Below are 18495 nucleotides of genomic sequence, written 5' to 3'. Positions count from 1 at the left end.
GCGAGGGCCCATTCACATGCCAGCCGAACCCTGCATCAGCCGTAAAGTAATTCTCCGGGATTCCGTCACTGAAGACGATATCTTCGAGGTTACCGAGCGGAATGAATGGCGATACGCGGGGGACGTGGAGCCAGATCCTGCGCAAGGCACCTTCTACGAGGCCAGGTGGGCCACTGGAAAGGACGGGTCGCTGCATTACATCGTGGATGACTATGCCTGCCAAAGCTACATGGTGGCCATGGACAGCGACCCGAGAACGGCCGAACGGGTCATCGCGATCATTGAGCAGTCACTGGCGGTCTGGTCACTCGACGAAGCGTTCCGCTCTTATGGTGCCGCCGCGTTCGCACCTTCGCGGGCAAAGTCCGTCCTGCTCCTGGGACTTATTTCTCCAGCGCTCCCGGACGACGGCCTGATGGAGCGAGTCCGCGAGTCTTCACACCACAGGGATCCTCGAGTCCGACGGGCCTCAGTATGGGCGATGATCTATTCAGAGTGGGACGAGTACCGGGAAGACCTCGCTCGTATCGCCTCATCAGATTCGGATCCCGAAATCGCTGGTGAGGCCCGCAAGGCTTTGGACGCGATCCAACAGGCTGAAGGAGGGCGTTGATGACCCGCTACGCCAACATCCCCAAACCCATCCGCTCCGGGATAGTCCTGGTCGACCCCGAACTCGGTACGCCGCAGCGCGCCATCGTGTTGCAGTTCAACCCGGACACGCTGGAGCGGAGCCTCTCACCGCAGACCGCCGGCAGTGGAGGGGACTCCGGCGGGGGCGGGGCCGGTAGCGGTGACCGGAACGAGGCCCTGCGGCTCAAGGGGCCCGCCCAGGAGACCTGGAAGTTCACTGCCGAGATCGACGCCACCGATCAGTTCGAGATCGCCGCGCCCGATGGGATTCACCCCCAACTCGCCGTGCTCGAAATGCTCGTGCAGCCGACCTCTGCGCAATTACGCGAAGCCAGCCGGCAGTCGAAGAAGGGGACCATCGAGATCTCGCCGATCGAGATGCCGTTGACCCTCTTCACCTGGGGGAGTAAGCGCGTCATGCCCGTGCGGCTCTCCGAGCTGTCCATCAACGAGTCCGCGTTCGACGTCAACCTCAACCCGATCAGAGCGAGTCTCAGTATTGGGCTGAAGGTGTTGACCGTCAGCGATCTGCCCATGGGGCACCGCGGCGCCGAGCTGTACTACGCGCACCTCGCGCAGAAGGAGCGGCTCGCCGGGGCCGCACGGACGGCGGGGCTCGGGACGCTCGGGCTCAACTCCGGTCACATAGGCGCGGGAAGGGGCTGACCACACCACCATGGACGGCATCGAGCCTTACGAGAGCGCACTCGACGCGATACCGGGGGCCCACCCGTACCCCCGCACCAGCCGCTACCACGACGCCGAGATAGGCGTGCACCGACTGCCCGACGGGACCGAAGTGCGGTACGCCAAGCGGCGGTTGCTGCCACCGCTCGAAGAGGACGAGACGCAGACGCACACCGTCCGCACCGGCGAGCGCCCCGACCTCCTCGGCCAGCGGTACTTCGGCGACCCCGCGCAGTGGTGGCAGATCGCCGACGCCAACCCGGTCATCGACCCACGCGAACTCACCGACGAGCCCGGCCACGAGGTCGACATTCCCCTCGCCGGCCACTTCCCCCGGGGGGACAGGCGTGGCTGAACTGCCCATCGGGCGCGGCCCCGTTCACGTAACCCTCCACATGGGGCCCAAGCTCGCCCGCCCCGTGCCCGCCGAGGTCGCCGAAGCACTCCTCTCCGCGCAGATCACCGCCACCGCCGGGGAGCGCTCTGGGTTCCAGTTGGCCTTCGATCTGACCAAGAACGGGCTCATCAGCAAAACCCTCCTCCCCCAGGGCTTCTTCGACCCCAAAACCCGCCTCATCATCACCGTCACCGTCCGCGGCACCCCCGAAGTCCTCTTCGACGGGCTGATCGTGCGCCAGGAGGTCGGCGCCAGCAACCAGCCGGGGCACTCCACCCTCACCGTCACGGGTGAAGACCTCTGCCTCGCCATGGATCTGCAGGAGCGGACGGACAAGTACCCGAATCTGCCGCCCTCGCAGCGCGTGCTCAACATCCTGCGCCGGTACTCCGGGTACGGGATCCGGCCCGACGTCTACGCCGAGAAGGTCACGCAGCCGCCGCGCGAGAACCTGCGGGTGCACTACCAGACCAGCACCGATCTGCAGTACATCAATGAGCTGGCCAAGGCCAACGGGTATGTGTTCTATCTCGAGCCGGGGCCCAACCCCGGGCAGTCTTCTGCCCGTTGGGGACCCGAGGTCCGCGTCGGCATCCGCCAGCACGCGCTCAACGTCAACATGGACGCCAACTCGACGGTCGACCAGCTGACCTTCGCGTACGACGGGACCGCCCGCGAGGAGCCGCAGGCGCGCTGGCAGGATCCGAGCACCCGGCAGTCCACGCCGCTCCCCCAGCCGTCGATCAGCCCGCTGCGGCCTCCGCTCGGGAAGCGGCCGACTCCGGCCTTGAAGCAGCGCAGGCTGTCCGGCACCGCCAAGTACCAGCCCGAGCAGGCCGAGGCCGAGCTGCTCGCCCGGGCGGCCACCTCCGCCGACGTCATCTCGGGGTCCGGGTCGCTCGACGTCAACCGGCACGGATATCTGCTGCAGCCGCGCCAGCTCGTCGGCGTGCGCGGGTCCGGGCGGGCGTACGACGGGGACTACTACGTGAAGTCCGTGACCCATGTGCTGCGGCCCGGGTCCTTCCAGCAGAACTTCACCCTCAGCCGGGAGGGGTTGGAGGCGCGCAGCGCCTACGTCCGCCCGTAGACCAGCAGACAGAGACACCGCACACATCAGGAGCACCCCAGGATGGCCGCACCCAGCAACCGCTACCTCGGCAAGTTCCGCGGCCGAGTCGTGGACAACAACGATCCGCTGCACATCGGGCGGGTCACCGTCGAGGTACCGGACGTGCTCGGGGACGAGCCGTCGACCTGGGCGTTGCCCTGTCTGCCGTTCACCGGGCCGCAGGCGGGGCAGTTCGTGGTGCCGTCGCCGGGGGCCGGTGTGTGGGTGGAGTTCGAGCAGGGGGATCCCAGTTTCCCCATCTGGACGGGGTGTTGGTACGGGGAGGAGGACGAGCTGCCGCCGGACGCGCGGCGGCTCGTGCAGGGGGCCTCCCAGGTGAAGCCCGTCGTCGTGGAGACACCCGGCGCGCACAAGATCGTGATGAGTGATCCGGCGGGGCCCGATCAGGGAATCCTGCTGCAGGCGCAGAACGGTGCGTACATCCGGATCACCAAGGAGACCGTGGTGATCGCCAACGGGGCCGGGGCGAAGATCACCCTTGATGGCGACCAAGTCATCTTCAACGACGGCCAGTTCAACGTCGCTGCGAAGCGATAGAGACGGGGGACGAAGAGACGTGTCCGGGATATCCGGGAATCTGCTTGGCGCCGGTGCGCTGGTCGGCTGTCCGCACGGCGGCCGGGCCACTGCCGCGGCGGGGGCCTCGGCCGTGCGCATCAACGGCATGCCCGTCGCCACCGCCGCGCACAGCTTTGCCGTCACCGGCTGCTCGCACACCGTGGACGGCGTGCCGTCGCCCTGTGTGACGGTGCGGTGGACGGCCGGCGAGACGGGAGTGACCGTCGACGGCGCCCCGGTGCTGCTCGACACCTCGGCGGCGCAGTGCCTCACAGCGGCGTTCGTGCCGCAGGGGCCACCCGTCGTCCACAGCGCGCAGCGAGAGGTGAGCATCCGATGACCGCCCGTACCCGCATACGCAGTGACTGGGCGTTTCCTTTCCGGATCGACCGGCGGGGACGCACCGCGCACGCGGCCCACGACGAGCACGTACGTGACCTGATCGAGCAGGTGCTGTTCACCAGCCCCGGCGAGCGGGTCATGCGGCCCGACTTCGGGTGCGGGCTCCTGGATCTGGTGTTCGCGCCCAACAGCCCTGAGCTGACGAGCACGTTGGAGCTGTCCGTGCAGGCGTCGCTGCAGCGCTGGCTGGGCGAGCTGATCGAGGTGGAGGCCTTGGACGTGTCCGGTGAGGAGAACGTCGTACGGGTGAGTCTGGCGTATGCCGTACGGGCCACCGGGACCGTACGGGACGAAGTATTCGAGGGGAGGACGGGGGCGTGAGCACCGCTACGACGAACCGCCGGGCGCGGATCCGGGCGGCTCAGCTGAACGGCGTCGACGCCGTCGAGGTGAGCGACGACGGGCTGATCCTGACCGTCACGTTCCTCGGGAAGGCGCCGCACGGCCTGTGTGCCGAGAACGTGCGGATCGACGGCGGGCGCCGGATCACGGACATCGCGGCCGTGGACATCAGCGTGGAGCGGGAGGAGGACCCGGAGCTCGACGACCGGCTGTATGTCACCGTCGACAAGGCCGGGGACACCTCCCGGTACCGGCTGTCGATCGTGGAGACCGATCCGTACGGGCGGCCGGGTGACGTGCCGTTCCGGGGGTTCGAACAGCGGTACCACAGCGCGGAGTTCAGCTTCCTGCCGGACTGTCCGACGCCGTTCGACTGCAAGGGCCGGCCGGAGGGCGAGCAGGAGTTTCCCGCCGCGCCCGTCGTCGACTACACCGCGCGTGACTACGACACGATCCGCAAGCTGCTGCTCGACCGGCTCGCGCTGACCACGCCGGACTGGGTGGAGCGCAACCCGGCCGACCTGGGCATGACGCTGGTCGAGCTGCTGGCGTACACCGGTGACCAGATCAGCTACCAGCAGGACGCGGTGGCGACGGAGGCGTATCTGGACACGGCGCGGCGGCGCGTCTCGGTGCGGCGGCATGTGCGGCTGATCGACTACGCGATGCACGACGGGCAGGCGGCGCGGGCGTACGTGTCCGTGGAGACCGTCGGCGAGCACACGCTGCTGCCGGGGACGTACCGCTTCGCCTCCGTGGACGTGCGCTCGCTCGACCCGCACGACCGGCCCGAGCCGGGCACGGTCGTCGACGACGGCGAGCTCGTGGACCTGGACGAGCGGGGCTCGGTCGAGGTGTTCGAGCCGGTCGCGGTGGACGAGCCGCTGCGGCTGCGGGCGGCGCACAACGCGATCCGGCTGTGGACGTGGGGCGGCGACGTGTGCGCGCTGCCGAAGGGCGCGACGGGGGCGACGCTGCGGGACGCCTGGCGGGACCCGGAGACCTGCGCGGAGCGTCAACTCGACCTGTGTACAGGGGACTTGCTGATTCTGGAGGAGGTCAAGGGGGCGCGGACCGGCACTCCCGGTGACGCCGATCCGCGTCACCGGCAGGTCGTGCGGCTCACCTCGGTGACGCCGGGCCTCGACCGGGTCGAGGATCAGCCCGTCCTGGAGGTGACCTGGGCGGTCGAGGACGCGCTGCGCTTCCCGCTGCGGCTGGCGACGCTCGGCGGGCGGGACTGCGAGCCGGTGGAGGACGTGACCCTGGCGCGCGGCAACGTCTGCCTGGTCGACCACGGCCGGACCCTCGACTGGTGCGGGGACGGGCTCGCGGAGACGCTGACGGTGCCGCACGACCCGGCGGTGGCGGGTGACTGCACACCGCCCGCGATCGGGTGCGTGGACCACGATGAGGGCAATGCGCCAGGGCGGCTCATCAACTCCCTTACGGACAAGGCCGAATGCGGTACGCAGCTCACGGCCGACGACGTACGCGAGCTGTTCGCCGTCGTCGGCGACGCGGCGGTCACCCGGGCCGGGATCGGCCTGGAGCGGGCGGGCACGCGCGAGGAGCGGGTGGTGCCGGGCACGGCGTACGCGCAGGCCGCGGCGCTCAGGACGCTGCTCGCGCAGTCCGTGTACCCGGGGCTCGTGCCGCGCTTCAGGCCGCGCCTGTCCCGCTCCCCCGTCGCGCAGGTCGGCCCGTACCCGGACCCGGCGCTCGTCGCGGCGGGTCAGGCGGACCGGCTCGCGGCGATCCCGCAGCGGCTGCGCGGGCGCCTGGTGGAGCTGTGGCGCAGCGCGCGGGACAGCGACGGGCTCAGGGACGAGGAGATCGACGAGCTGACCGTGGTGTTCGGCCTGAAGGTGGTCGAGCAGTACGAGCTTCGCCGCCATCCGGTGCGGGCGCTGCGTGAACTCCTCTACCGGCAGGACGAGTTGCTCGCGCAGAAGCGGCGCCGGATCGAGGTGCTCACGGCGCGGGCGCGGGCGGGCACGGTCCTGGACGGGCACATCGCGTGGGAGATCGCGCACAGTTGGGGCCCGGCTTACGCGGCGGGCCTGCACCCAGAGGAGCCGGTGCTGCGCGGTTCCGCGAGCGCCGCCCTCGACCAGGACCCGCGGCGCGCGCTGCCCGCCGTACGGCTGCGGGACGGCGAGCACGTGTGGGAGCCGCGCCGTGACCTGCTCGGCTCCGGGCCGCGCGACCGGCACTTCGTGGGCGAGCTGGAGGACGACGGCCGCCTCGCGCTGCGCTTCGGCGACGGCGTGCACGGCGCGCGGCCCACTCCAGGTGCCCGTCTGGAGCTGCGCTACCGGCTCGGCGGCGGCACGGGCGGCAACGTCGGCGCGGAGGCCATCAACCATCTGGTGGTGTGCCGGGCCCCGGAGGAGTCAGGGGACGTTCCGGTGGCCGGGGTGCGCAATCCGCTGGCCGCGAGGGGTGGCGTGGAGCCCGAACCCCTGGAACAGGTACGGCAGTTGGCGCCGCTCGACCTGCGGCGCACCCGGCTCCGTGCGGTGACCGCCGAGGACTACGCGGCGCTCGCCGCGGGCCTGCCCGGTGTGCAGCGTGCGGCGGCCGAGATCCGCTGGACGGGCAGTGTGCAGGAGGCGCACGTCGCGATCGACGCGCACGGCACGGGCACGCCCGGCCCTGAGCTGCTCGACGCGGTGGCGCACTCCCTGGAGGCGTACCGGCGGATCGGGCACGACCTGGTGGTGGGCCCGGCCCGGACGGTGCCGCTCGACATCGCGCTCACGGTGTGCGCGCTGCCGGGGCATCAGCACGGGCAGATCCTCGCCGAGCTGTACCGCGTCCTCGGCACGGGCCGCCTCTCCGGCGGGAGGCTCGGCTTCTTCCACCCGGACGCGCTGACGTTCGGCGAGCCGGTGCGGCTGAGCCGTCTGGTGGCCGTCGCGGCGGCGGTGCCGGGGGTGGAGAGCGTGCGGGTGACCCGGTTGAAGCGGCTGTTCCACGAGGAGCGCGGAGAGAGGGAGGACGGCGTGCTGCGGCTCGGCCCGCTGGAGATCGCCAGGTGCGACAACGACCCGGACCGGCCGGAGAACGGCCTGCTTCAGATATCCCTGGGGGGTGCCCGATGAGCGACGCCTGCTCCTGCGGCGGCGCGTGCGGCGCCGCCGCCGGTCACGACGAGCGGCGGGCTCCCGTCGCCCCGCACAATCCGCCCGGCCGTACGGCCCTGAACTACCGGGTGGGGACGTACGGTTCGTTCCTGGCCGCGCAGTTGGACCGGCTCGCCTCGCCCGCGTATCCGGCGCTCGAAGGGCTCACGGTCCGGACGCCGGACGACCCGGCGATCGGGCTGCTCGACGCGACGGCGGTCCTCGGCGACCTGCTCACGTTCCACTCGGAGCGGATCGCCGACGAGGCCTATCTGCGGACCGCGAACGAGCACCGCTCGCTCGTGCTGCTCGGGCGTCTGGTCGGGCACCGGCCGCGCCCCGGCGTCGCCGCGTCCACGCATCTCGCGTACCGCCTCGACCGCGATCCGCGGGCCGAGTCGCTGCAGGTGCTCGTCCCGCGGGGGGCGCGCAGCCACAGCGTGCCCGCGTCGGCCGAGGAGGACGCGCAGACCTTCGAGACGGCCGAGGACCTCACGGCGCGCTGGGACTGGAACGAGCTGAAGGTGCGCCGCCGGCGCCCCACGCTGCTCACCCCGGACGACCTGGAGCGCCGTTCCGAGCTGTTCGTGGAAGGCACGTCGACCCACCTGCAGACCGGCGACCAGCTGCTCTTCGTCTTCGGTGAACAGGCGGGCGGCGTACGGAAGTTGCTGCCGGTGGCGCGGGTGCGCGTGGACCGGGACGACGACGTGACGGCGCTCGCCCTGCCGCGCTCGGCGCCGCCCACGCTCCAGGAGCTCGTCGACGAGGCGCAGCGCTGGATCGCGGCGCCGCAGGGCCCCGGCGAGCCGGGCGAGGAGCCTCCCACACCCGACGTGCCCAACCCGCGTCCGATCAGCCGGTACATCGAGGACTTCGACGAGCAGGTGCTCGCGCCGCTGCGGGAGACCCTGCCGTCGGCGGGCACCCCGGAGCGGTTCGCGGCGCGGCTCGCGGGCCCGGTCGAGCGGCTCGGTGAGGCGCAGGTGCTCGCCGGGGCGTACGAGGATGTCGCCGCGTGGTTCGCGCGGTTGGAGGCGGTCCTCGCCGAACTCGCCGAGCGAGCGATGGAGTTGGCGCCCGCGCAGCCGGTGGAGCGGGAGGAGGCTCCGGGGCCGCTGCGCGCCGAGCCCACGGAGGGCGATCCGCTGGCGGCGCTCGGGCGGCTGCTTCCCGCGCTCAGCGGCAAGGCGTCAGCTCGCGTGCGGACGACGGGAGGCGGAGTACCGGGCGCCGATCCCGTACGGCTGCTCGCGGCCCTGCACCCCGAGCTGCGGGGCCCGTTGCAGCGCGCGTGGCGGGGCGTGAAGGCGCCGGGGGCGGGGGCGCAACTGCTGCGCGCCATCCTGGCGATGCGGGCGCGGGCGACGCCGTTCGGTGCGACCGCGCCGCTCAAGCCCGTGCAGGACGACCGGGGCCGGGTGGTGCGCACCGCGGACTGGCCGCTCACCGGGGCCGTCCTGACGTCGATGCGGGTCGTCTTCGACACGTCGGGGAAGGTGCCGGAGAAGGCCGAGTTCCAGTACGTCGAGGGTTCGGGCACGGACCAGCGCTCGGAGAACCTGATCGGCGCGCAGCCGGTGGAGTTCCCGCTCGGGCCCGGCCGGGTGCGGCTGTCCGCGCGGGCCGGGCAGGACCGGGAGCTGAGCTGGCTGGGGCGGCGCCCGACCGACTCGCAGGAGCCCGGCGTGACGGCCCGGCTGCTCGCGGGCCTGCCCGAGCGCGGCCTGTTCGTGTCCCGGCCCGACGACGAGGGCCATGTGCAGGTGCTGCTGCACAACGGCAGTACGGAGCCGCAGACGCTCAGGCCCGGCGAGTCCCGGCAGTTCACGCACGGCGAGTACGAGGTGGCGGTCTCGTACACGGTGGGCAGTGCGCCCGCGAACGTGGAGATCGTGATCGCGACGAAGCCGGAGCCGCTGAACCGGAACGTGCTCCAGTTGGACTCTGTGTACGACCGGATCACGGTGGGCAGTTGGGTGGCGATCGAGCGGCCGCGCAAGGGCAAGGACCCGAAGGAGGGCGGCATCCCGGGCGACCCGAAGCTGGCGTTCGTGACGACGCAGGTCAAGGCGGTGCGTACGGCCGCGTACACCAACTACGGGATCACCGGCCGGGGTACGGAACTGGTGCTCGCGGACCCGTGGCTGGACGAGTTCGACGTCCTGCTCTCGCATATCAGGGACACCACCGTGCACGCGGCGGGCGAGGTGCTGCGGATGGCGGACGAGCCGCTCGGCGAGGACGTGCACGGCAATGAGATCGAACTGGCCGAGCTGTACGAGGGCTTGCAGCCCGGCCGTACGCTGATCGTGTCCGGGGAGCGCAGCGACGTGCCCGGGGTGACGGGTGTGGAGGCCACCGAGGTGGTCGTGCTCGACAGGGCGGACCCGGTGGCCGACCAGGTGCCTCCCGGCGGCGCGCCGCACACCCGCCTCACGCTCACCACGGACCTGGCGTACCGCTACCGCCGCGAGACGGTGAAGGTGCTCGGCAACGTCGTGGCGGCGACGCACGGCGAGGGCAGGGACGAGCCGATCGGCAGCGGCGACTCGGACCGGACGAACCAGACGTTCGCGCTCTGGCAGTCGCCGCTGACTTGGCTGGCGGCCGACAACCCCCTTGGCGCGACCCCGGTGTTGGAGGTGCGGGTCGACGGGGTGCTCTGGCACGAGGTGGACAGCCTCGCCGGACGCGGACCGCGCGAGCGCGTCTACATCACCGGGTCCACCTCGGACGGCCGGACGACGGTGACGTTCGGGGACGGGGTGCACGGGGCGCGGCTTCCCAGCGGGCACGAGAACGTGCGGGCCCGCTACCGCTTCGGCACCGGCCGCGCGGCGAACGTGCCCGCGGACCGGATCACGCAGGCCGTGACGCGTCCGCTCGGCGTCACCGCGGTCACCAACCCGGTGCCCGCGACGGGCGGTTCGGACGCGGACGGGCCCGGCCTGACCCGGCGCACGGTGCCGCTCGCGGTGGCGGCACTCGACCGGCTCGTCTCCCCCGTCGACTACGAGGACTTCGCGCGCTCCCGTGCGGGCATCGGCCGCGCCTCGGCCCGCGAGCTGTACGACGGCCGGCGCCGCCTCCTGCACGTCACGGTGGCGGGCACGGACGACGTTCCCATCGCGGATGACGCCGATGTGCTGCGGGCGCTCAGGTCCTCCCTCTCGGAATACGGGGACCCGCGGCTCGCGGTGCGTGTGGACGTACGGGAGCTGGTGCTGCTGCTGCTCGCCGCACGCGTGAAGGTGGCGCCGGACCACACCTGGTCGCTGGTGGAGCCCCGGCTCCGGCAGGCGCTCCTGCGCCGACTCGGCTTCGAGGGGCGGGAGTTGGGGCAGCCGGCCGCCCTGTCCGAGGTCCTCGCGGCGGCGCACTCGGTGCCGGGCGTGGACTACGTGGACGTCGACGTGTTCACGGGCGTGCCCGCGTCCGCGACCCCCGCCGAACTGCTCGACATCGTCCGCGACCCCGGCGAGCCGCGCACGGCGGTTCCGGCGCGCACGGCGACGTACGACGAGCGGGTACACACGGTGCGCGAGGAGGGCGGGGAGACGCTCTCGTCGGTCTGCGAGCGGTACGGGCTGCCGCTCGCCGAGCTGCTCCGCCTCAACCCCGACATCACCGACACGCGCCGCCTGGAGAAGGGCAGCTCGGTGTATGTGTTCCGCGGGATCCGCCCGGCCCAGCTGGCGCTGCTGTCGCCCCGGGCGGCGGACACGTTGATTCTTACGGAGGTCAAGTGATGGCCCTGGATGCGCAGTTCGAGTGGGAGGTCATGTGATGTCCAGGGAACCGGACGGGCTCGCCGAGCTGCTGCCGCAGTGGCACCGGCTGCGGGACTCCACCGAGGGTGAGCCGCTGCGGGCGCTGCTCGCGGTGCTTGCGGAGCAGCTGGACCGGGTGCGGGACGGCGTGGAGCAGGGCTACGAGGACCTGTTCGTGGAGACGGCGGCGCCCTGGGTGCTGCCGTACATCGGCGATCTCGTCGGGCATCGTTCCCTGCCCGGGTACGAGCGGGTCCTCACGACGGGTCTTCGAGGCTCCAGCCCGGCGGCTCTCGCACAGGCCCTTGCACCGCGCGCGGATGTGGCGGCGACGGTCGCGCACCGGCGGCGCAAGGGCACGCTGCACCTCCTGGAGGAGATCTCCGAGCAGGTCGCGGCGTGGCCCGCGCGGGCCGTGGAGCTGTCCCGGCTCGTGGCACACCAGCAGCCGGTGAAACTCCTTGCCGACGGGGCGCCGCACCGGGCCGCGCGCGGCCGCCTCGCCGACGTGCGGGAAGGTGCCGAACTCGACCTGGCGGGCGGCCCGTTCGGGACCACGGCCCGCACGGTCGACGTCCGCAGCGCCAACTCGGCGCGCAGGCAGGGCAGTTCGAGTCCGGCCGGGGTGGCGCTCTTCGTGTGGCGGCTGAAGGCGTACGCGCTGACGTCGTCGCCCGCGTACTGCATCGACCGGGCGCGCAACCTGTACACGTTCTCGATCCTCGGCAACGACAGCCCGCTGGTGACCAAGCCGGTGCCGGAGCCCTCGCCCACCCACATAGCGACCGTCGACAACGTCCCGGCGTTCATCCGGCGCCGCCAGCTGCACGACCGGCTCGCCGACTACTACGGGCCCGGCAAGAGCTTCGTGATCCGGCGCGACGGCGAGGACCGGCCGGTGCCGCTGTCGGACATCGTCGTCGCGGACCTGTCGGACTGGCGCTACCGGCCGAAGCGCGGGCAGGTGGCGGTCGACCCGGAGCTCGGCCGGATCGCGTTCGGCTCGCGCTCCGCGCCCCGGCAGGGCGTGTGGGTGGACTACCACTACGCGTACGGCGCCGACATGGGCGGCGGAGAGTACGAGCGGACCCGGCCCGAGCGGCCCGACGCGGAGTTCTACCGGGTCGGGCCCGACCAGCCGTACCAGCGCATCATGGACGCCTTCCGGGCCTGGCAGCACGACCGCAGGGCCGGGCGGTGCGGTCCCGAGGGGATCGTGGAGATCACGCACAGCGGCGCCTACCAGGAGCAGCTGGACTTCGACCTGGATCCGGGCGACCGGTTCGAGCTGCGGGCCGCCGAGGGCGCGCGGCCGGTGATCCGGCTGCTCGACTGGTACAGCAACCGGCCGGACGCGCTGAACGTCCGGGGCCTGTCGGAGGACTGCGCCCCCGGCGAGCGGCCTCGGGTCACGCTCGACGGGCTCCTTGTCGCCGGGCGCGGGATCAACGTCACCGGGCCGGTGGACGCGGTCGTGGTCCGGCACTCGACTCTCGTACCGGGGTGGTCACTTGAGCCGGAGTGCGATCCGCACGCGCCGGAGGAGCCGAGCATCGTCCTGGAGCGGACCACGGCCTGCCTTCAGGTCGAGGACAGCATCCTCGGCACGATCGAGGTGATCGGCGACGAGGTGTCCGAGGACCCCCTGGACATCCACATCCGGGACAGCATCCTCGACGCGACCGGCAGCGACCGGGAGGCCCTGTCCGCGCCGGACTGCCGCCACGCGCACGCCGTGCTCCATCTGCACCGCTCGACGGTGATCGGCGAGGTGCACACGCATGCCGTGGAGATCGCGGAGAACGCGGTGTTCACCGGCCGGGTGCACGTGGCCCGGCGCGGCATCGGCTGCGTCCGGTACAGCTACGTTCCGCCGGGCTCGCGCACCCCGCGCCGGCACCGCTGCCAGCCCGACCTGGTGGGCCCGGACGAGGCGGCACGGGTGCGCCCACTGTTCGCCTCGGAGCGCTACGGGACACCGTGGTACGGGCAGTTGGCGGACCGCTGCGCGCCCGAGATCCGGCGGGGCGCGGACGACGGGGCCGAACTGGGCGCGTTCCACGAGCTGTACCGCCCGCAGCGGGAGGACAGCCTGCGCGCCCGGCTCGCCGAGTACGTGCCCGCCGGGGCGGACGCCGGGATCTTCTTCGTGACGTGAACCAGGGACGTGAACCACGGGAACTGAACCGGAACTGAACCACGGGACCTGAACCACGGCGCCCGACCACCACGGGCCGCCCGCCACCGACTTGCTGAACCGCACATTCCTGAACCAGGGGGACCCCCTTCATGCACGCAGACCTCTCCCGCTCGACGTTCCGGCCCGGCCGGCACTACTCCGCGGTCCTCGCCCAGCAGGGCCGCGTGCAGTTGGACGCCGACGCCAACGAGCAGGCCGCGATCCAGCTCCACCAGGCGCGCACGCTCGCCGCCGACCTGATCGGCCGGCACGGCGGGCCGCGCGAGAACGCGGGCTTCCACATCCACTTCCCGGGCGGCAACCGGGAGATCGACGACCTGGAGATCCACGGCGGCCGCTACTACGTCGACGGCATCCTCTGCGACGCCGACCGGCCCACGGACGGCGACGCGGTCCCGGACGAGGGCTCGGAGGACGACGACGCCCGCGAAGAGGCACCGACAGTCTGGCACTACTGGGACCAGCCCGACGCGTACCGCGACCCGGAGCGGCCGGGCGACCGGCTGCCCACCACGTACCCGTACGTGATGTATCTGAAGGTGTGGGAGCGGTCCGTGACGGCCGTGGAGGACCCGGCGCTGCGGGAGGTGGCGCTCGGCGCGGCGCTGGTGGACACGGCGGCGCGCGCGAAGGTGGTGTGGCAGGCGCTGCCGCTGCCCGCGTCGGCGCTCGACCTGGACGACCCGGAGGGCGCCGACCCGGCCGAGGTGCGCTCCGCGTTCGACAGGTGGGCCAGGGAGCAGGCGTCGACGGGCCGGTTCGCGGCCCGTGCGCAGCGGCCCGAGCACGCCGACGAGGACCCGTGCCTGGTGAAGCCGGACGCGCGCTACCGGGGCCCGGAGAACCAGCTGTACCGCGTGGAGATCCACGAGGGCGGCGCGGCGGGCGAGGCCACGTTCAAGTGGTCGCGGGAGAACGGCTCGGTGGTGTTCCCGGTCGAGGAACTCGACGGCACCTGGGTCGAGTTGGCCTCGCTGGGGCAGGACGACAAGCTGGATCTGGACGTGGGTGACCTGGTGGAGTTCGGGGACACCGCGTACGTGTCACGCCTTGAGCCGCTGCCGCTGCTTCGGGTGGAGGAGCTGGACCTGCCGGGGCGCCGGGTGCGTCTTTCGGCCGAGCCGGACGCGCGGGTGGGGCGCCGACCGGAGCTGCACCCGTTCCTGCGCCGCTGGGACCACCGCGAGGGCGTGCGCCGCAAGGGCCGTACGGCGGCGCTGCGCGGCGGCGCTGTGAAGGTCGAGGAGGGCACGTGGCTGCCCCTTGAGGACGGCGTAGAGGTGTACTTCGAGAAGGGCGGCCGCTACCGCACCGGTGACTACTGGGCGGTCGCGGCGCGCACGGCGACCGGGGACGTGGAGTGGCCGGTGAACGCCGCCCGCAAGCCGCTGCTCGCCCGGCCCGCGGGCATCGTGCGGCATTACGCGCCGCTCGCCCTGGTCAAGGGCGAGCAGGAGCCGGTGGACCTGCGGCTCGCGTTCAGCGCGCTCGCCACCCGCAGCATCCCGCACGCGAGCGACGCGGAGCTCGCGGCGGAGGCGCGGGCACGCGACGAGGAGTACGCGGCGGAGAACGCGGCGCCGTCCGGCATGAGCAGGTCGGAGACGACGTCCGCCGCGGAGGCGGCGGTCGACGAAGGGGGGCTGTGATGGCGAAACCGCTGTCCGCGGGGAAGCTGGTGGAGATCCTGCGTGCCGAGGGCCTCACGGTCCACGAGGTGCGCAACTGGCGCCGCCACCACCGTAATGCGAAGGGGCCGTGGGGTCCGGTGAACGGTGTGATGATCCATCACACGGCGTCCTCCGGCACCGAGGGCTCGGTGAACCTCTGCTACGAGGGCCGGGCGGGCCTGCCCGGCCCGCTGTGCCACGGCGTGATCGACAAGAAGGGCCATGTGCACCTGGTCGGCAACGGCCGCGCCAACCACGCGGGCCTCGGCGACCGGGACGTCCTGAACGCGGTCGTCGACGAGCGGCGGCTGCCCGCCGACGACGAGGCCGACACGGACGGCAACCGGCACTTCTACGGCTTCGAGTGCGTGAACCTCGGCAACGGCAAGGACGAGTGGCCGGCCGCGCAGAAGGAGGCCATCGAGCGGGTGTCGGCGGCGATCTGCCGGGCGCACGGCTGGAACGAGCGCTCGGTGATCGGCCACAAGGAGTGGCAGCCCGGCAAGATCGACCCGCGCGGCTTCACCATGGACAGCATGCGGGGGCGCATCGCGGAGCGGCTGCGCGGCGGCGGGGACGGCGACGCCCCGGACCCGAAGCCGCAGCCGGACCCGAAGCCGAAGCCCCGGCCGAAGCCCGAACAGCCCGCGGGCTACGCGGCGTTCCCCGGCAGCGGCTTCTTCCACGTGGGCCAGGTGCACCCGGTCATCGAGGCCATGGGCAAGCGCCTGGTGGAGGAGGGCTGCAGCCGGTACGAGGTGGGCCCGAGCCCGGAGTGGACGGACGCGGACCGCAGGTCGTACCAGGCGTGGCAGCAGCATCTGCGCTTCAAGGGGAAGGACGCGGACGGCATCCCGGGCAAGGTCAGCTGGGATCTGCTGCGGGTGCCCAAGTCCTAAATTCAGCCCCTCCGGCGTTTGAGGAGCGGGGGTCCGGGGGCTGGCCCCCGAGTCGGCACCTGGTTGGTGCGGGAACGGTGCATGCTGTTGCCGCACCAACCACACGGTGACTTAGAGATTCATCTCGTACGCCCCGGACAACCCCTCCACGCGCTCCCACACGCGGCCCGAGCGGGCCTCGTCCACGACCGGGCGGCGGACCGCGCCGAGCGCCCAGGTCTGCTGCGCCTCAGTGGCGGAGTCCTTGCCGTGCAGTTCGACGGCGTGCGCGGAGAAGTCGCGGACGAGGACGGCGAAGAGCTCGTCCAGGACGTCCGCGTCAAGGTCCGTCAACCCCGCCTGCTCCAGGACGAGTTGGGCGTGCACGACGAGCGCGAAGAGCTGGCCGACGGCGAGCAGCAGGTCGAGGTCGCGGCTCTGCTGCTCGTCGGGCGCGGCGGTGCGGACGAACTCGCAGAGCGCGTCGGCCTGTTCGCGGAAGCGGGCGACGTTCGGCATGTGCGCGTACGCGTCGAAGGCGGGCCGCCAGTCGTGGAAGCGGACCGAGCCGAGGCCGCGGGCGGGGCCCTGGCGGAACAGGAAGGCGTCGTCGGCGGCGTCGAGGCGGGTCGGCACGGGCGGGTACTCGGCCGGGTTCAGGAGGTGGTTGCCCATGAACTTCAGGATCAGGGCGAGGTTGACGTGCACGGTGCCTTCGAGCTTCGGCAGGCCGCGGATCTCGACGGCGGCCTGGGCGAAGTAGTTGTCCTTCTCGAAGCCCTTGGCGGCGATGACGTCCCACATGAGGTCGACGACCTTCTCGCCCTCGGTGGTCACCTTCATCTTCGTCATCGGGTTGAAGAGGAGGTAGCGGCGGTCGTCGGGGGACGCGGTGCGGAAGTAGTCGACGGCGCGGTCGCTGAACAGCTTCATGCCGACGAGCCGGACGTACGCGTCGGTCAACTCCCGGCGCACGTGCGGGAAAGCGGTGACCGGACGCCCGTACAGGATGCGGTTCTGGGCGTGCGTGACGGCCTCGTACATCGCGTGCTCGCAGATGCCGATGGAGGCGGTGCACAGGTTGAACTTGCCGACGTTCACGGTGTTGAGCGCGGCGTCGAAGGCGGCGCGCCCGGTGTGCAGGACGTCGTCGGCGGCGACCGGGTAGCCCTCCAGGCGGAACTCGCTCACGTACTTGGAGGAGTCGACGACGTTCTTGACCAGGTGGTACGCGTCGTGGCGGCTGTCGGCGGCGAAGAAGACGTAGCCGTCGGGGCCCTCGATGTCGGTGCGGCGGCCGAAGACGGAGACGAGACCGGCCTCGTTGCCGTTGCCGATGTAGTACTTCGAGCCGGTGGCGCGGAAGCCGCCCGCGCCGTCGGGGGTGAGCAGCATGTCGGTGGAGTAGATGTCGGCGCCGTGCGTCTTCTCGGACAGGCCGAACGCGAACACCTCGCCCTCCGCGAGGAGTTGGGCCGCGCGGGCGCGGGCGGCGGCGTTGTCGCTCTGCCAGACCGGGCCGAGGCCGAGGATGGTGACCTGCCAGGCGTACCAGTAGTCGAGGCCGTAGAAGCCGAGGATCTCGTTGAGCGCGGCGATCCGGGCAGTGTCCCAGCGCTTGTCCGGCGCGCCCTCGCCCTCCTCGGCGGCCGGGGTCAGGAACGTCTCGAAGAGGCCCTCCTTCGCGGAGAAGGCGAGGAAGTCGGCGAGCCAGGCGCGGTCGCGGTAGTCCTCGATCAGCCTCCGCTTGCCGCGTGCCTCGAACCAGTCGACGGTGGCGCGCAGCAGCCGCCGCGTCTCGGGGTCGAAGTGCGCCGGGTCGTAGGTGTGCGGGTTGAAGAGGAGCTGGTCGGCCATGAGGGGTGCCGCCTTTCGCGGGGTGGGAGGTCGGAGTTCAGCGGTCGGCGCGGGAGCGGTCTTCGCTGGAGGGGTCGGCGCTGGAGGGGTCGGCGCTGGAGGGGTCGGCGCTGGGGCGGTCGTCGCGGAAGCGGTGGAGGGTGGCGAGCACGTCGTCGAGCCAGGCGATCATCATGCGTTCGTACGCGATGCCGCCCCGCAGCACGGCGTGCTGCAGTTCCCGCTCGGCGTCCTCAGGTCCGTAGGGGCCGCCGTCGGTGTCGTGCCCGAAGTCCCGTTCCTCGCCGGCGAGATAGTGGGCGAGCCGGTCGGTGTGCGCCTGCCGGTGCCGTTCGACCTCGCGGATCAGGGCGCTCGGATCGTCGAAGGCGGCGCCCCGGATCTTCACGGCGAGGTCGTGCCGCACGGTCTCGGGCTCGATCGGGTCGTGCAGCCAGCTGGTGAGCGCGGCCCGGCCGAGGTCGGCGACGGAGTACTGCTTCTTGTCCGGCCGCCCGTGCTGCGGAACCACCAGCGCATCGACCCAGCCGTCGTTCTCCATCCGCTTGAGCACGCGGTAGATCTGCTGGTGGGTCGCCGTCCAGAAGTGGCCGATGGACCGCTCGAACCGCCGGGCCAGCTCATAGCCGGAGCCCGGCCGCTCCAGGAGGGACACGAGGATCGCGTGCTCGATCGCCATGCGAGGGATCCTGCTATGCAACTTGTTGCATAAGCAAGCCGAGGCTGGGCGGATGAGACGCGTCTCACCCGGGACGCGCACGGCCTGGTGTTTCTCCCCGCCCCGCCCCTTCCCGAAGGCCTGCGGCGCTTCGGGGGCTCCACCCCCGGACCCCCACTC

General features: G+C 71.9%; 14 protein-coding genes. 12 read left to right on the top strand and 2 right to left on the bottom strand.

The annotated features are described in order from the left end of the window. The first annotated feature begins 16 nt into the window (after nucleotides 1-16). From RCO28_RS09225 to RCO28_RS09170, 12 genes are all read left to right on the top strand, one after another. Entirely contained in the window at nucleotides 17-613 is a 597-nt protein-coding gene (locus RCO28_RS09225; protein ID WP_308940506.1) for a hypothetical protein, read from the top strand. Continuing rightward, the gene (locus tag RCO28_RS09220) at nucleotides 613-1299 is read left to right on the top strand and encodes a hypothetical protein (protein WP_308940505.1); all 687 of its coding nucleotides are present in this window, start codon (nucleotides 613-615) and stop codon (nucleotides 1297-1299) included. Before RCO28_RS09225 ends, RCO28_RS09220 begins: the two co-directional genes overlap by 1 nt. Before the next feature lie 10 nt (nucleotides 1300-1309). After that, nucleotides 1310-1675, top strand: coding sequence for a hypothetical protein (locus RCO28_RS09215; protein WP_308940504.1), 366 nt, complete (start codon nucleotides 1310-1312; stop codon nucleotides 1673-1675). Between the two features lie 40 nt (nucleotides 1676-1715). After that, nucleotides 1716-2807, top strand: coding sequence for a hypothetical protein (locus tag RCO28_RS09210; RefSeq protein ID WP_374991135.1), 1092 nt, complete (start codon nucleotides 1716-1718; stop codon nucleotides 2805-2807). 42 nt (nucleotides 2808-2849) lie between these two features. Further along, complete coding sequence (locus RCO28_RS09205; RefSeq protein WP_308940502.1) at nucleotides 2850-3386, top strand: phage baseplate assembly protein V; 537 nt, start codon at nucleotides 2850-2852, stop codon at nucleotides 3384-3386. Nucleotides 3387-3414: 28 nt separating this feature from the next. Continuing rightward, nucleotides 3415-3747 (top strand): hypothetical protein, encoded by a 333-nt coding sequence (locus RCO28_RS09200; protein WP_308940738.1) that lies wholly within the window; start codon nucleotides 3415-3417, stop codon nucleotides 3745-3747. Then, nucleotides 3744-4130: a GPW/gp25 family protein gene (locus RCO28_RS09195; protein WP_308940501.1), complete on the top strand. Its 387-nt coding sequence runs from the start codon at nucleotides 3744-3746 to the stop codon at nucleotides 4128-4130. Before RCO28_RS09200 ends, RCO28_RS09195 begins: the two co-directional genes overlap by 4 nt. Beyond that, a complete protein-coding gene (locus tag RCO28_RS09190; protein WP_308940500.1) occupies nucleotides 4127-7258 on the top strand; it encodes a putative baseplate assembly protein in 3132 nt (1043 codons plus the stop codon). Before RCO28_RS09195 ends, RCO28_RS09190 begins: the two co-directional genes overlap by 4 nt. Further along, nucleotides 7255-11031 carry a putative baseplate assembly protein gene (locus RCO28_RS09185; protein ID WP_308940499.1) on the top strand — a complete coding sequence of 1259 codons (3777 nt, stop codon included), beginning with the start codon at nucleotides 7255-7257 and terminating at the stop codon, nucleotides 11029-11031. Before RCO28_RS09190 ends, RCO28_RS09185 begins: the two co-directional genes overlap by 4 nt. 37 nt (nucleotides 11032-11068) lie before the next feature. Then, entirely contained in the window at nucleotides 11069-13210 is a 2142-nt protein-coding gene (locus RCO28_RS09180) for a hypothetical protein (protein WP_308940498.1), read from the top strand. Nucleotides 13211-13341: 131 nt separating this feature from the next. Continuing rightward, a complete protein-coding gene (locus RCO28_RS09175; RefSeq protein ID WP_308940497.1) occupies nucleotides 13342-14901 on the top strand; it encodes a DUF6519 domain-containing protein in 1560 nt (519 codons plus the stop codon). Then, nucleotides 14901-15821, top strand: a complete 921-nt coding sequence (locus RCO28_RS09170) for a peptidoglycan-binding protein (protein ID WP_308940496.1) — start codon at nucleotides 14901-14903, stop codon at nucleotides 15819-15821. The genes RCO28_RS09175 and RCO28_RS09170 overlap by 1 nt, the downstream gene beginning before the upstream one ends. A gap of 111 nt (nucleotides 15822-15932) precedes the next feature. On the opposite strand, the gene RCO28_RS09165 is transcribed toward RCO28_RS09170, so the two are convergent. Next, nucleotides 15933-17657, bottom strand: a complete 1725-nt coding sequence (locus RCO28_RS09165) for an acyl-CoA dehydrogenase family protein (protein ID WP_308940495.1) — start codon at nucleotides 17655-17657, stop codon at nucleotides 15933-15935. A gap of 37 nt (nucleotides 17658-17694) precedes the next feature. Then, nucleotides 17695-18336 (bottom strand): PadR family transcriptional regulator, encoded by a 642-nt coding sequence (locus RCO28_RS09160; protein WP_308940494.1) that lies wholly within the window; start codon nucleotides 18334-18336, stop codon nucleotides 17695-17697. Nucleotides 18337-18495 lie beyond the last annotated feature (159 nt).

Origin of the sequence: Streptomyces sp. LHD-70 (assembly GCF_031157275.1) — a bacterium.
GTDB lineage: Bacteria > Actinomycetota > Actinomycetes > Streptomycetales > Streptomycetaceae > Streptomyces.
The sequence above is the reverse complement of the archived record's forward strand: the minus strand, read 5'-3'. Positions and strand labels throughout refer to the sequence as shown.